The 13,854-nt window shown below is 53.1% G+C and carries 15 protein-coding genes; 9 read left to right on the top strand and 6 right to left on the bottom strand.

Annotated features, from left to right (window positions below):
- Positions 1-256, top strand: a 256-nt coding sequence (locus EXE44_RS15575; RefSeq protein ID WP_206750388.1) for a hypothetical protein, incomplete at its 5' end; no start/stop codon positions are given.
- 12 nt (positions 257-268) lie between these two features.
- Here EXE44_RS15575 and EXE44_RS15570 read toward each other — a convergent pair.
- Positions 269-508, bottom strand: a complete 240-nt coding sequence (locus EXE44_RS15570) for a hypothetical protein (protein WP_137706595.1) — start codon at positions 506-508, stop codon at positions 269-271.
- A gap of 236 nt (positions 509-744) precedes the next feature.
- Here EXE44_RS15570 and EXE44_RS15565 point away from each other — a divergent pair, with 236 nt between their 5' ends.
- Positions 745-1,335, top strand: a complete 591-nt coding sequence (locus EXE44_RS15565; protein WP_241988376.1) for a hypothetical protein — start codon at positions 745-747, stop codon at positions 1,333-1,335.
- Positions 1,336-1,341: 6 nt separating this feature from the next.
- Here EXE44_RS15565 and EXE44_RS15560 read toward each other — a convergent pair whose 3' ends face one another.
- Positions 1,342-1,923: an HNH endonuclease gene (locus tag EXE44_RS15560; RefSeq protein ID WP_137694988.1), complete on the bottom strand. Its 582-nt coding sequence runs from the start codon at positions 1,921-1,923 to the stop codon at positions 1,342-1,344.
- 120 nt (positions 1,924-2,043) lie between these two features.
- Between EXE44_RS15560 and EXE44_RS21110 the strand changes: the two genes are divergently transcribed.
- On the top strand, positions 2,044-2,208 hold the full coding sequence (locus EXE44_RS21110) for a hypothetical protein (protein WP_158293470.1): 165 nt from the start codon (positions 2,044-2,046) through the stop codon (positions 2,206-2,208).
- Positions 2,209-3,603: 1,395 nt separating this feature from the next.
- On the opposite strand, the gene EXE44_RS20280 is transcribed toward EXE44_RS21110, so the two are convergent.
- Both EXE44_RS20280 and EXE44_RS15555 read right to left on the bottom strand, forming a co-directional pair.
- Positions 3,604-3,747 carry a hypothetical protein gene (locus tag EXE44_RS20280; protein WP_158293469.1) on the bottom strand — a complete coding sequence of 48 codons (144 nt, stop codon included), beginning with the start codon at positions 3,745-3,747 and terminating at the stop codon, positions 3,604-3,606.
- Between the two features lie 67 nt (positions 3,748-3,814).
- Positions 3,815-7,315 (bottom strand): Eco57I restriction-modification methylase domain-containing protein, encoded by a 3,501-nt coding sequence (locus EXE44_RS15555; RefSeq protein ID WP_137706596.1) that lies wholly within the window; start codon positions 7,313-7,315, stop codon positions 3,815-3,817.
- Positions 7,316-7,471: 156 nt separating this feature from the next.
- Here EXE44_RS15555 and EXE44_RS15550 point away from each other — a divergent pair, with 156 nt between their 5' ends.
- The 6 genes from EXE44_RS15550 (at position 7,472) to EXE44_RS15530 (ending at position 11,745) form a co-directional block, all read left to right on the top strand.
- Positions 7,472-8,107: a DUF3267 domain-containing protein gene (locus EXE44_RS15550; RefSeq protein WP_137706597.1), complete on the top strand. Its 636-nt coding sequence runs from the start codon at positions 7,472-7,474 to the stop codon at positions 8,105-8,107.
- A 150-nt stretch (positions 8,108-8,257) separates the two neighbouring features.
- Entirely contained in the window at positions 8,258-9,952 is a 1,695-nt protein-coding gene (locus tag EXE44_RS15545) for a DUF262 domain-containing protein (protein ID WP_158293468.1), read from the top strand.
- Positions 9,953-10,502: 550 nt separating this feature from the next.
- Positions 10,503-10,640: a hypothetical protein gene (locus EXE44_RS20850; protein ID WP_199241226.1), complete on the top strand. Its 138-nt coding sequence runs from the start codon at positions 10,503-10,505 to the stop codon at positions 10,638-10,640.
- Between the two features lie 342 nt (positions 10,641-10,982).
- Complete coding sequence (locus tag EXE44_RS15540; RefSeq protein ID WP_137694974.1) at positions 10,983-11,204, top strand: hypothetical protein; 222 nt, start codon at positions 10,983-10,985, stop codon at positions 11,202-11,204.
- 75 nt (positions 11,205-11,279) lie between these two features.
- The gene (locus EXE44_RS15535) at positions 11,280-11,471 is read left to right on the top strand and encodes a hypothetical protein (protein ID WP_137717895.1); all 192 of its coding nucleotides are present in this window, start codon (positions 11,280-11,282) and stop codon (positions 11,469-11,471) included.
- A 10-nt stretch (positions 11,472-11,481) separates the two neighbouring features.
- Positions 11,482-11,745, top strand: coding sequence for a hypothetical protein (locus tag EXE44_RS15530; RefSeq protein ID WP_137275746.1), 264 nt, complete (start codon positions 11,482-11,484; stop codon positions 11,743-11,745).
- A gap of 35 nt (positions 11,746-11,780) precedes the next feature.
- Here EXE44_RS15530 and EXE44_RS15525 read toward each other — a convergent pair whose 3' ends face one another.
- Together EXE44_RS15525 and EXE44_RS15520 are read right to left on the bottom strand one after the other, a co-directional pair.
- Positions 11,781-12,767, bottom strand: coding sequence for a hypothetical protein (locus tag EXE44_RS15525; protein ID WP_137706630.1), 987 nt, complete (start codon positions 12,765-12,767; stop codon positions 11,781-11,783).
- A gap of 74 nt (positions 12,768-12,841) precedes the next feature.
- The gene (locus tag EXE44_RS15520) at positions 12,842-13,807 is read right to left on the bottom strand and encodes a site-specific integrase (RefSeq protein WP_241991842.1); all 966 of its coding nucleotides are present in this window, start codon (positions 13,805-13,807) and stop codon (positions 12,842-12,844) included.
- Between the last annotated feature and the right edge of the window lie 47 nt (positions 13,808-13,854).

Raw genomic sequence — 13,854 nt, 5'->3', positions numbered from 1 at the left:
GCGGCTCGTAGGGGGTTACGCAGGCATGCCTGAACCAGACCCGCCCTTTGACGTAGACCACGTTGCGAAACTCATCGAGATACACGGGTACGCCACTACCCGAGACAAGCAACGAGAAATCGAACGGGAAATCATCGACGCGACCGTCGGCGAGCATCAGGCGGAGTGGCTCTCCGAGCAACGGGAGGAGGCTCGCTCGGACGACGATTCGGCGTCCATCGAAGCGCGCAGAGAGGCTCTGCGAAAGATGGGCTGAGTCTTTGTCCGACTATCCCTCGTCCGTCTCAGCCAGCCACCAGACGGTATTTCGCCCGCCAATCTGTTTCGAGTTGAGTTTTCCCTGCTCGTCGAGCGCGACCAGCCGGTCGTAGGTCGCGCGCCGCTTCAGTGGAACCTCCTCGGTCACCTCTCCAGTCGAAAGCACGGGGTCGGCACTCTCGCGGAACAGGCGAAGTATCTCCTCGTCGCTCACCTTCGGCTTCGGTCCCGGTTTCGAGCCGTCACTCATACCTCCACGTTCGGGGCTTCTCACATTAACAGTTCCGTCAAAGGCGGTAACTATATGATTACTGCCGTCTTAGGTAGTATCAAGAAGGACACCGTCCCCTCGGGGCGCTGGAAATCGCCCGGCGGTGGGACGCCGGACGGTGGCCTTCCGTGGAACCAGAAAGCCATGCGAAGCAACAACTCAGCCGCTCAAAAGCGCACCGCTATTCAGAACGCCGTCGTCTGCGAGGTGGTCGTGTGAGCGACAAACCGAGCCGGAACGCTGAGCGCGTCGTGAAGTGTCCCGTTGAGGGGTGCGACGCCGAGAAGTTGGCCCGCGGGATGCACCTCCACGTCCTCCGAAGTGTCGGCGACGGACACGGCGACTCGGGAGAGATTCCAGACCATGTCTCCTTCGACGACCTCGAAGAAGCCGGAACGCAGGAGGTTGAGGTGGACTACCCGGCAGAGCGCGAGGTCGAGAGCGTGGCTCGGCTCTGCCCGTACTGTGGCGTGCCGTTCAAGGGAAAACAGGGGGTGCTGATTCATCTCGGGCAGGTCGCCGGGCGGAAGAACCACCCGCAGAACGCCTCGAAGGTCCACGAGCCGGATGACTTCCCAGTCGTCGAACTCGACGATGACGAGAACATCGTTGGTGTCGTGAGTAGTCGTGCTGCGGCCTCCCCGAATAGCGACGCCGACGAGCAAGAAGCCGATGAGCCGGAGGCGTTCGCGACGTTCTCGAAGGACGAGGTGGAACGCCTCTACGAGGCCGTCTCGAAGGCCGGGGACAAACAAGCGAAGCGTATTCTCCTACAAGCGTACGTGGATGTCGGCTGTAGTCGCTGAAGTCCGCTACGTCGCTGTTGCTCTCTCCCTCGTTTTCGGGTTGTGAATCCGTCCGTGTTCTTCCGGTGTAACCACGTCCAGATTTCCGGGTCTATTGTCCCACTTGACTCCGTTCTTGTGGTGGACGTGATACTGACTCCAATCCTCCACGAAGTTGAGGCCGTTCTCGGAAATAGCGACGAGACGGTGGATGCGAACTTCGAACTGGTCAGCGCAGACGACTTCGTATCCGTCTTCTCTCCAGTAATGATTGGTCGGAGGACTATCTGATAGACCAGCCGGCGGCTCGCGTCCGTCTATCTCGAATTTCCTGAGCCAGTATTCGACCGTCCAGTCGTCACAGCCGAATCGCTCGGCGAGGTTACCAACAGAAAGTCCCTGCTCGACGTGTAACTTCCTGAGCAGTTCCTTGCTGTGCCACGGTCGTTTTCCGTTTCCTGCTTGGTTTCGCGTCTGGATACCGTGCCAGTCGAGCCACCGTTTGATGGTCGGAGTTGAACATCCGAACTCGCGGGCAATTTCGCCCATCGTCATTTGCTTGTCCACGTACAATTCTTCGAGTATCTGCTTGTCTCTGTATTTAGTCATAGCGGGGAGACCTCCAAGAGAAGTCTATGGAGGGTCGCCGTCACTACACGAGTAGCGACGGTGTTACAGTTCGTCAATACGGTTCGCGCCTTGTAGCAAGAGACCGCGCCACGTCAGCCCGTGCTGTTGTTTGATGCGCTGAAGTTCATCGTATTGTTCACCATCCGGTACGTCGATGAAGATTTGATGTTCGGTAGTCATAGCGGGTTAAAATCCGATGACGCCGCTGGTGTGAAGTCGCTCTTAACGGAGCCTTTCACACCGCTGGTACAGCGCGCGCTGTGAATACGAACACACAGACGAACGCGAAGTCAACCAGCCGGGCCTCATCGGTTCGGAACGCGATGGGGTTTCGTTTGCTCACGATACTGGATTTCACAGCGTGCTTTCACAGGGGGAAGTGACCCTTCGGGTCAATACACAACTGCAATCTCCTCCCAGTAACGGGTATTGTCCTCAGTTGCGTGCGCTTTGTCTCGGGCTGTGTCCAAAGGGCTGTCAGTCCCGCGTTGGAAACCAGCGTAGAGTTCGCTGGCGTCGCACGCACGTCGTCGAGCGCCCCGAGTTGCGACTCGGATTGCTCTCCGTGCGAGGCCGCCCACCACCCCACGACAGAGGCGCTTCGGGTCGTGCCCGGTAGACACGACCCACCTACAAACGGACAATCGGTCTTAGTCCCCCGTTTCGCTGGTCGAATTCAGCGCGGTCGGGAACGCACCACATTTCAGCCCAGGCTTCAGCCCGAGCGCCGTCCTACGGTTACGACCCACATCGAAGCGAGGGATTGTTCTCCTCACCTTCCCGCGGGCCGCCCCTTCTTCGTCGCCTGTGCTTCCTCACTACTATGAAAGCACAACGGTTTATATAGGGAGGGTCAGTTCTCCCTCTCTATTCCTATGAAAGGTAAATGGTTTATATAGGGAGGGTAGGGTTCTACGACCGCAGACGCCACCTTCCCACTCTGTCGGAATTAGTATTCGCCGCATCTGTCGTTTTCGTGGGAGTTTCAACAACTACCGCATAGGTTGACCCGTCTGAAATATGTCTGGAGACAATACAAAATTTGAATATACCAGAAATATAGAATAAATTCCTGAAATCCTCTGCCACGTTGTTCGACTGCCAAATTGGACACGAGGCTCTGTGGCGCTCTGAGACGCATTTGAACTCAATCGAGACCAATCCCCTTACCCCCACCAACAAAACGTCTCACGGGCGAATCTGGTGCGTCTGATTGGAACGTGGCGGGACGACTCAAGCGATACTTCATCCGGCTCGCTCTCCGAGCCGTTTCGAGCAGGTCTCACAGAGAGTATCTACACGAGTTCAGAACGCGAGTTTACATCCGATGAGGCCCCGAGAAGCACAGTACGCTTTGTCTGTGCTCTGCTTGATGCGCTTCTGTCCAGAGCGCTCCAAGTCTCGTACACCATCGTATCGCTACTCTCTGTTCGGTACTCGTTAGTTCTACACTCTCAGTAGTTGGTTACCCACAGAGTTAGAATCTCTCCGTGTTGGAAACCCCCCTAAATCCCCCCTTACGAATAGTCTGTTCACGGCGGTCCACTGAGCAAGGGACCTGCTCAGTTTTTACGAACTCGCAAACATACAATAGTCAGAAGAACAGGTATTATATAATTCTGGTAGTATTTAACCGCCCCGACGGTAGAGCGACCGACGCTACTTCCGCGCCACCGCGTGTCCCGCTTCGACGACGCGCGGCTCCTCCACGAACAGATTACCCACCGGGAGGTAGACGGCGTCGCCGCCGCGCTCGACGCGCACGCTGAACACGTCGTCGTCCACGAGGTTGCTCTCAAACACGGACTGGACGGCACGGCGTGAGACTTGTCGTGGTATATGATTCGGCTATGAGCGCAGAGGGATACAACTACCAGACTTCCAAGAACCCGTCTACCACTGACACATCGCTCTCGTTGAGGTCGTATACTTCTCGTAGAATTACGTCGTCCAGTTCGTCTTGTAGTTGTTCGGCTTCCTGTTCCAGTTCTTCAATGCGAGCCTCATCGGATTCATACTCATTCATTAGAGTCACTACATCCTCTTGGGTGGGAACTTCCATATTAATCAGTTCAGGGCGACCGAGACGCTTGTCTTGCGACTTCAAGAAATTAAATACGAAATCCCGAACCTGCTCGTCGGTGAACTCCAGAGCGTGTCCTTGCTTCAGAACGACCTGATAGACTTTCTCGGAACTCACCGTCATCTTGTCGTTGGTCCGAATCGGGTCTTGTCGATAGTCATCATCCGAAAGGTCGATAGAGTCGGCAATGTCAAGAATAGTTGAATCTAAATCATAATCTGTCGTATAATTAGTAATGTTAGATGTCTTGTATTCTAATTCAGTAACTCGTTCCAAGGTATCTCGTATCTCTCTGGCAAGTCGTGCAATTTCATCCTTCTTGTCGCAGTCTATCTCAACCGGGAGAGGTTCAAGAAAGGTTTGACCGTAGGAGTAGTGCTTGTCATTGAAAATGAAACTGATGTGTTTATGATAGAATTCTATCAATTTCGAGTTCATCTGTCCTCCGAAATAGAAAACGTCCTGGTCTGTATGCGCAACTTCATCTTTAAGATGAATACCGTAGCCTCCAGCAGTACCACCCCCCACGAAGTAATAACGACCCTCTGTATCCGGAACGAAAGAGGGTTCTTGTCGCAGGACGCCGACCATCATTTTGTCCCGCTCAAACTTTTCGATGTTCTGCTTACGACTGAACGCCCACCAGTTTTCTTTGTCTTTCCACTTCCCACCTTCTCGACTTTTCAGATTGCTCTCGTGTGCTTGGAAGAACTCCCAAGTTTTTGGGTATTCAGTCTCTAATTCACTTTTAGTTAGAACTCTTGCATTACCGTGTGAAACCTCATATGGGAAAATCACCCAACGGCCACTCCAATCAGTCTTCCACCTTTCTATCTCTTTACCCTTCAACAGTCGACGCACGAGGTCCTTTTCTACAGGGAACTGCTTGTCGCTCTCTGGTGGATTAAATTGCACAGTTCCATCGTCATTTTCTTCGACTATTTTTCCGACGAAAAGTTTGTCACGTCCGGTAATGATTCCCTGAAAAACTGCATCCGTTACCTGTTTGAGTCGGGATTCACATCGACGTTCCACCTTGTCGAAGACCTCTCGCTCGTTCTCCGGCATCGGCTTCCAGATGGCTGGTGTTCCCTCATTGTCTTCGGCTAACTGAGCCTGCGGATACTCGAATAGTTCGTAACCCTCGGCCTCATCAGGTGTTTCCCATTGGTTGAGGTATCTAATCTCGTCTAAGGCCCCATCGTTCTTTTCAGCGAATCGCGCACATCGAACCGTATTACCTTCTACAGTTTCCTCTCGGTCAATCGTGAAGACACAAGGGTAAGGGGTGGGAACATCGAAGACATCTGCCTCCTTAAAATCAATTAGGCTGGTAATCGGCTCTTGAACCAGTTTGTCTCGAATTGTCTTGGCATAGTCTGCCATTACGAGTCGGTCGGGACAGATGTACGCCAGTTTTCCGTCATCAGTTAGCCATTCGGCTCCACGCTCGATGAACGGAACGTATATGTCAAAGTTTTTTACTGCACTGGCGTAATGAGTTGAATAGGTATCCTTCATCCCAGTAATATTCTGAATACGAACATAGGGAGGGTTCGCTACTACGACATCGAACTCGACCTCATCTTTGATTTGGTCTACGGCGTTGCGGTCCTCGATGAAGGCTTTTGCTCGACCGTTGTAGTCGGCAAATTGTTCCAGACCAGACTGCATCGTATCTTCGTCTGAGTTTCCATTCTTTTGTTCTCGAAGGGTCGGGGTGAGAGTGTCGGCAACATGAATCTCAAACCCGTCCATTGTGTAGTACGGGTCTTTCTCGGTAACTTTGTCGTATAGGTCGATAGTCCGAAACAGGAGGTTGATTTGCGAGATGTGTGCCGCGAAGGGATTGATGTCGATTCCGTAGACGTTCTCTTCAATTCGTTCGAGAATCGTACGGGCCTCCTCTGCATCTAACTCATGGACGCTGGTCTTGTTGAACTTCTGTAAGAAGTGCTGGATGAGACGCTCGGTAACTTCAGTGAGAAACGTCCCACTACCACAAGCAGGGTCGAGAACCTTCTTTCGCCCAATACCCTCATTCGAACTGTAATCTACTGAGTCGAGCATAAACTGTACGACTTCAAGCGGCGTGTAGTACTCCCCGAGTTCCTTACGCTCCTGCTTGGGGAGGTAATCTTCGTAGACGTGACCGAGAATGTCTCTGTTAACGTACTCGAAATTAAATCGATTGAGTCGCTTGAGAACCTTGCTCAACGAGTAGTTGAGGTCGTCTTCGAGGTCACGCTGCTTTCGCCGCTCTGTCTTCGAGAACTGTCCCCTCTTGTCCTTGCCCACCCACCACCAGTCAAAGATACCGAGTTCGTAGAGGTCGGGGTAGTGGTCATCGATGCGGTCGTAGGTGTCCATAAGCGCATCAAGATACGGGTGGGCCTCATCGAGTTCCAGCTCGTCGGCCATCCCACGAGAGGACAAGCGTGTATGCCCCACAATTTCCTTGTCCTCTGCGATACGAGCGAATAACGTCCGGTTGAGGATGATGTACGCAGTCTCCCGGCAGAACACCTCTTTCGCGTTGTCACTCCGCCCCGTGTATTCGCGCCACTCCTTCCAGTCAGGAAACGTGGAGTCCAAGAACTCCTTTGGATAGGAGTCTCCTTCGCGGCTCCGGTAGTCCTCGAAGAAATTCACGAGAACATCTGTGAGTTCGTCAAGTGAATCTTTGATAGCCTCCAAAAACAGTTCGTACCCTTCGTCGTCTGTACCCGGTTGGTATTGAACGGGGACTTCTTGATACGTCTCGCGGAAGTACTCAGCATCGCCGAAATCTACGTATCGGCTACGGTGGAGGTATTCGAGTTCGGCCAAAGCATCCCGCTGTCCTTCGGATAGGTTCTCAAACTCTGTTGTGGCTACCGCGTCTACATCAAATCCATCGACGCCCCTAATCGTGTCATCCTCGGACACGTACTCATAGAGTCGGAATTCGTGGCCGTTAGTGAGAATCCCGTACTTCGCGCTCCCGACCCCATTCATATACGTCTCTAACTGCTCAACGTCATCGAGGTCAAGTTCGTGAGAAGGCCGTTTCGTTTCACAGACGATGACCGGAAACGGAGGTTCACTATCGTCGTAGAATAGCAGGTCTTTCCGGTCATCCTCAAAGTTGACATGACCCTCTCCTTCTGTTCGTGACCAATCAAGCGTATCGGTGAACAGGTGGTCTACCAAGGAGTAACGAAAGTCAAACTCACTTCCCTCTTGGCGAATCTCCTTATGGGTTGAAATAATCGCTTCGTGGAGGTCACGAAGGGATGCGCCAGACATAGCCTTTGATTCCAGTCAATGTGTCTTAAAGATTCATCCACAGGTTGGAAGTTCAACGAGGGTCGATAGATAGCGCTATCCAACATTTGATTCTACACTTGAGTAATCGTGGTATGTTCCCCCAAAGCACTTATTTGATTGACGACTAATTTATGTATGCCTGAATATTGGCCTCCCGACGGTCATACAGAGCCGAAAGAGTACAATCGTAGCGAACGCGCCGTTTTCGTTCTCGGGGTAATACTGACCGGACTGTTCGGAATAAGCACCGTTCAGCCAATCGCGGTTGGGGCGGATGCGTACGTCAGTCTCTGGCTCGACTTCGCCGCCGAAATTGGACTGTCAGTACTCCCCGCTCTCGCCGCAGGTGTCGCAATAGCCGGCATCGGATTCACCATCCTGTTCTATGGCATTGTGACGCCGATTCATGAGGCGATACACTACGTAGTCGCCAGTTACCTCAATCTGAACCCGGACTTCGGATTCGACGAGATGTGGCGAGTGAAGAACCCCCGTGTAGTCGCGCTCTCGACGAATATTCCGGTTTGGAAAAACATGCTGATGCTCATCGCACCGTTCGTCGCCATTGGGCTTCTCTCGATAGGAGCCCTGCTCGTCGCTGACGGTGTTGTCGCTGGTGTCGCTGGAGTCGTGCTGTGGGTTAATTCGGCGGCGTCAGCGCAGGACCTTTACCACTACCTTCGCCTCCTTCGAATGGACCCGAAGACGAAGTTCGCTAACTTCGAGCGCGACGGCGAAATCAAGACGGAATACGTCGTTCCGGAGCAGTAACACGCTCTTCCGTCCTAACCTCTACCTCGAACTGTTCTCCTTCTAACGCAGGCACAGAAGTCCGGAGTGGCGGTTGCTTAACCACAACCTATGGGTTCAAGAGAATATTCAACAGAAATACCTATTACCGAAACCTGTTTTCAAAAAATTATGAGCGGAAGTCTCGGTATCTCTGCTAACGAGGATACCGTTGAGAGCGTTCTTTCTCGGAACTATCGCTACACTGTTCCGGACTACCAACGCCAGTATTCGTGGGGCGAAGAACAGTGGCGTGCCTTGTGGGAAGACCTCCAAGCACTCCGCGACGGTGACACACACTTCCTCGGCTCTATCGTAGTCATCGAACGCTCCTCCGGACTGAACGAACTGGACCGGCTCGAAGTTGTAGACGGCCAACAGCGGATGGCGACCATGCTTACGATGCTCGCCGTAATGCGCCAGAAGTATCTCGATGAGGGGGAGAGCGGACAGGCTGACGCGATTCGAAACGAATACCTCTTCGAGCAGGACCTCGACCAGCAAGAGTATCAGAACCTCACCCTCAGTCGGTACGACAACGACTCGTTTTCGGCGATTCTGAATTGTAACTTCGGTCAGGTGGACAACGAGACTCTGAACGAGGCGCTCGAATTTTTCGGTTCACGGATTCACGGTTTAGACCTTGATGAAACAGATGTCCTCAGAAAGCGGTTGCTGAGTTCAGTCACTCTCGTCTCAATCGAGTGTACTGAGGAGCAGTCGGCGTTCCGACTGTTCGAGACCCTGAACGAACGGGGGCTTGAACTCTCCTCGGTTGACCTGATGAAGAACCACATCTTCAGTATCGCCGCACAAGACGACGATGTTGATTACGAGGCGGTCAAGCAATCGTGGCAGACAACAGTTGACAACACGGTTCCACACCTCAACAAGCCGAGCCGGTTCTTCCGTCACTACATCATGTCGGCACCGGCCCCGGACTATCCCGACGACGTTTCCGACTACAAACTCTACGACACCTTCCAAGGTATCATCAGCGACGTTCGCGGCTCAGACGACCTTACGCTCGAATCCTATCTGGCTGACGCGGCCAACCAGTCCGAGTTGTATCTACAGATTGCCAACGCAGACATTGACCGATACGACCACGGAGGAAACGAGGCCATCAACGAGAAACTGACACACTTACACTACATCAAGTCTGTTCAGGCTCGTACGCTTCTTCTCCGTATCTTCCAAGAATTTGACAACCCGAACAAGGTTATGGAAGCACTCGGTGTTCTTGAGCGGTTCTTGGTCCGGTGGAAAGTCGCCAATTACGCGACTGGTGGGCAGTTGGACCGCATCTATTCCGAACTCTGCTCGACCGTATTCAACGAAAGCGACCCTATAGAAGAGATGCGAGGATACCTTCGCGGCAAGTACCCGAGTGATGCCGAATTTAGGGCTGGTATCGAGAACAAGCGGGTCAAACTCAATGACCGAACGAGGTACATGCTCAAACGAATCGAGGAGGTCCACTACAACGGGAACGTAGACCGGATGGGTGATTATGACATCGAGCACATCGCTCCTCGTTCCGCATACACCGCCACTCGTCACAGCGCGTGGGTTACGGCGTTGAATACGACACAGGCGACGTTTGAACAGCACCGAGACCGTCTCGGGAATCTTACCCTCCTCGAATCGGACAAAAACATCCGTGCGAGTAACGACCCGTTCGAGACGAAAAAGAACGAATATGCCTCATCAGACATCGCTATGACTCGGGCTGTCGGTGAGAACTACGACAACTGGAACCTCGACACCATACAAGAGCGAACGTCAGAACTCGCGGAAGTCGCTCTGAACATCTGGTCTCTGTAAGTTCTCTCGCTCTAATCATTTGGAGAGTTAGCGCATAATTCTTATTTCTGACAAATTCCACAAAACGCAGTCAAATCTGACCACAATAGAGAGGCGAACTTACCAAATTTCGCGCGTGCCTTGCCGACTGGTGTTCCAACCCCCAACCCCTCCCTCTGGTAGACCTCCGAGAACAGGGGAATCCGCTCACAGTCCTCCCCGTTTGACTGCGCTTTCTGGCGGTATGGCTCCTCTCGCCGTGAAGTCGGGGCCAAGGCGCGTGCGCATTGGCCGTCGCCGACCGGCCCTCTGAACTTCATGTTTCGAGGGGGTCGCTCTCTCTAAGGTTACCACTCTTAGGGTATCTACTCTCCGTGGCAACTCGCTCTTAGAACTCGTGTTTAAACTCGATGACCGCCCGGAGTACAGTACGCTCTCTTAGAACACGTTGGTTGAGAGGATGGGTTTACACTCTCTATTAGAACACGAGAGTCCCGAGAACGGGCCTTTTAGAAGTTGTATTCAAAGAATTGAAATTCACGGTTAAGCCCTCTCGAATCGTAGTGAGTGTATGGAACTCACCCCGAGAGAGGCGGCCTTTCTGCTCGACGAGATGAGCGAGATAGAAGACGACGAAACGAGGTCCCCGTCGGCTCGAACCGAAGCGAGGGGGCTCCGCAAGAGGGCAGAGGCCGCGCTCACGGAGTAATCAAAAACGCGCGCGTTCGGATTCTCCCGAGCAGTTACTATCGTCGGCTTGCTTCACAGCGTATGTACAGAGGCAAAGAGAGGTTCGTCTCGGGAACTGCCCCGAGACCGGAGCAACCGCGGTGGCGCTCATCGGGTCGATACGACTGGAGACACTCGGCAGGGATTGAGAACGAGAGTTCAACGCAACCCAAGCCACGGAGGTTTCGGCAGGGGTTGGCTTCGAGGTCTCGAACTCGGGGAGCGACCGGGGCAGAGCAGAAAGTGAGCAACTCCGTTTGGGTGACTGCATCGAACCGGAGGGGTGGTCGGCTCTATGTCTGACCGACCTATCCGGGTCCGATTGACAAAGACGCTCGGGCCGAACCAGCATCCAGAGTGCGGCCTGTTCACCGTACCTCCCGACGAGGCAATCACGATTACTCGGGGGATTGTTACGCAGGTCGCCCGGGAACGGCTCGGCGACGCTGACGGAACGGCATCGGACACAGAGGTTCTCGACGAAGCGACTGCCGTCCTCAAAGAAATCGAGGGAGAGTTAGAGAGACGGTTTGATACGGAGTAGATTGTCGGGGGGTCATCGAATTACACCACCTGATGTCAAATAGGCTTAAGATGGACTGTTCAATATAACTAATTGATGACAGACATCGGGGAAGCCATCTCCGCCGCGCTAATTTTGGTCGTAGGAGCAGGGGTACTTGCCATTATGGCTGGTGCTGATACATCTCTTGTAACTAACTTAATGTCGAGTGGTATAACACTCATCGTCTACGTTGGTGTGTTTGGGATTTTTGCGCTGATTCTCCTGAACATCGTCAAACAAATCTGAGGGTGGTAAGATGTCTGATGAATCTATTTGGAATCGCGTACAAGCAGAGATGCAGAAAGACGGACTTGACCTGCTTGAGCAAGTATTGGCTCTAATTACCGGAGGTGTCCTTGGGGGTAATGCGCTTCGGATAGCAAATGCGGACTTGCCAATTTTGTATGAATTAGGTGCGTATGCCGGTTTGTTCGTTCTTGGATTTATTGTACTTGGAACGACACATCTTGTTGTCTCCTACAACCGTGTACTCAGCGCAGATGTAGAAGATGATGAATAGAGACCTCACCAATTCATCGTGAATTGGGGAGATGTCTATCTTTCTCTCCGACTTCTTGGACTTGCGTGAAGGTCCATACCTTGACCACACTCTGGACACTCCCGATTTTCCACCTGTAGGGGACTCATTTCACTCTCAGCGAAATGCTTCTTACAAGAATGACAGTAGAAGATAGTTTCATCATCACTCTCCGGGTTGGCTGTCGGAGATGGCTTCATATAATCAGGGACAATCTGTCTCAATTCTGGTTCGGGGACCCCATTATGTTTCAGACGTTTGACTGCCTCATACTTGTCTGTGAGTTTGATTTTTCCATCTTCTCTCTGGACCAGAGAGCCCTCATCTGACACCATCTCATTTAAGACATTACGAATCTGCTTCTCTGATTCATTTGTCGCTGTCCAATTGACGAGTTTGTCTTCATCCATTCCAGTACCCCACGCTTCCTCAATAAACAAATTCCAAAGAAGTCGGAACTTGACCTCGTCTGCTTTTGCGTCCCGCAACCGCTCATACGCAGCCCTTCTCTTTCTACTGTATGCCCCTGCCATTATGAGGGACGGAATTACCACGAGTGGAAGGACTATCAAATTACTGAGGGAGAGGAAAGTGTTCTGTATCAATACTATCACAGCCACAAGAAACCCGAAAACCGAGGTCGAAAAAACATAGATGAACGGTTCGACCCACTCGTGTAATGCTACTAAACCTCGATTTTTGCTGCTTGGGTAGAAGGCCGAAGTCACGAGTTTAGCGGCCAAAAATACGATTGTCGCATAGACTAAGAAACGGAACCCCCACCGAACCAACTCAGACTCGGAAGCCCCCTCTAATAGAGGAAAGGAAATCAGATTCTGTGCAACTAAGGTCCCCGTAAGTCCAAGAACACCTAAGGCTATTAGAATCTGAACGTTTTCGGACCTTCTGAGGCTCCCTTCGTTCTTTTCGACAAACTCCTCGGTAAAAGAATCCGGTATTTTGAGCCGTGTAGGGAGGTTGTCTTCTCCGTCAGACTCGGACATACATTGTTTTCGCCGAAGAAATGGTAAAGAGATGGCGCTCTACTCATTTTCACGAGGTGTAGGTGACTATTGGCTCAGATGTCCACGAGGTAGTCCTCTCGTCGCTCCATCTGCTCGTTCTTCGTCGCTTTGTCGTAGTGCTTGTCCATCACCTCGCGGGACATGTCCAGCGCCTCGGTAACGTAGCCGCGCCGGAGCGCGTGCGGACTCACCGACGCAGGGCACTTGCTCGCGGTGTTGTAGGAGGTCGCCTCGCACTCCGGTAAGTCGCGACTCATCGGGCACTCCCCGGTGTAGTGGCACGGTCGAGTCGCGGTGTAGATGTTCCGCTGAATCGTCGTCGGTTCGCACCGCTTCCCGTGGCTCGACATCAACAGCGGCGTCCGTCCGTGTTCGTCCTCGCCGCCCGGGTGGTTGAAGCGGAAGTAGTCACGGAGGACCGCGGCGACTTCGTCACTGATGCGAATGTCGCGCTCGCCTTTGCCCTTGTTCTTGAGCGGGGTCTCGGTCTCCGGACGGTGACGAACGCGGAGGTAGGGCCTGCTCCCGTCCTCAAAGTCGTCCGTGTCGAGCGCGTACAGGGAACTCCGACGCATCCCGGTCTTCCAGAGGAGCAGGACGATGACGTGACGGAGGGTCGCGTACTCGTGCTTGTTGAGGTACTCGATGATTTGGGTTGCTTCGTCCTTCGTCAGCACGGCGTCGGCTACCTCCTCGGCGTCATCGGGTTTGGGGATACGGACCATCATCCGCAGGTCCTTGGGAACGGCGTTGATGTGTTCACAGAAGCGGACGAAGTCCTTCACGCAGGTCATGTCGGTCTTGAGCGTGATGGTCTTGACCTGCTCCTGTCGCCACTCCTTGAACTGCTGGATGTCGTCGCTGGTGAGGTTGTTGAGGTTTGTGAGGTCCTCGTCTTCGAGCCAGCCGACGAACTTCCGCAGGGTCGTTTCGTAGTTCGAGAGGGTGGAGTCGGTTACGTCGTTGGCCTTGTCGTTCAGGTAGCGGTTCATCGCGTCGCGCGGCGGTGTGGAGTTCACGGGTTGTCGTACCTCGGGTGCTGAACGCCGTCGTGCGCGTTCGTATT

This window comes from Halorubrum sp. SS7, from assembly GCF_005435055.1.
Taxonomy (GTDB): Archaea; Halobacteriota; Halobacteria; order Halobacteriales; family Haloferacaceae; genus Halorubrum; species Halorubrum salinarum.
The sequence above is the reverse complement of the archived record's forward strand: the minus strand, read 5'-3'. Positions and strand labels throughout refer to the sequence as shown.

What these genes read in the sequence shown, in the direction of transcription:
- EXE44_RS15570 (WP_137706595.1), bottom strand. Translation starts at nt 508, where the DNA reads ATGAGTGACGGCTCGAAACCGGGACCGAAGCCGAAGGTGAGCGACGAG.
- EXE44_RS15560 (WP_137694988.1), bottom strand. Translation starts at nt 1,923, where the DNA reads ATGACTAAATACAGAGACAAGCAGATACTCGAAGAATTGTACGTGGAC.
- EXE44_RS15555 (WP_137706596.1), bottom strand. Translation starts at nt 7,315, where the DNA reads ATGTCTGGCGCATCCCTTCGTGACCTCCACGAAGCGATTATTTCAACC.
- EXE44_RS15550 (WP_137706597.1), top strand. Translation starts at nt 7,472, where the DNA reads ATGCCTGAATATTGGCCTCCCGACGGTCATACAGAGCCGAAAGAGTAC.
- EXE44_RS15545 (WP_158293468.1), top strand. Translation starts at nt 8,258, where the DNA reads ATGAGCGGAAGTCTCGGTATCTCTGCTAACGAGGATACCGTTGAGAGC.
- EXE44_RS20850 (WP_199241226.1), top strand. Translation starts at nt 10,503, where the DNA reads ATGGAACTCACCCCGAGAGAGGCGGCCTTTCTGCTCGACGAGATGAGC.
- EXE44_RS15535 (WP_137717895.1), top strand. Translation starts at nt 11,280, where the DNA reads ATGACAGACATCGGGGAAGCCATCTCCGCCGCGCTAATTTTGGTCGTA.
- EXE44_RS15530 (WP_137275746.1), top strand. Translation starts at nt 11,482, where the DNA reads ATGTCTGATGAATCTATTTGGAATCGCGTACAAGCAGAGATGCAGAAA.
- EXE44_RS15525 (WP_137706630.1), bottom strand. Translation starts at nt 12,767, where the DNA reads ATGTCCGAGTCTGACGGAGAAGACAACCTCCCTACACGGCTCAAAATA.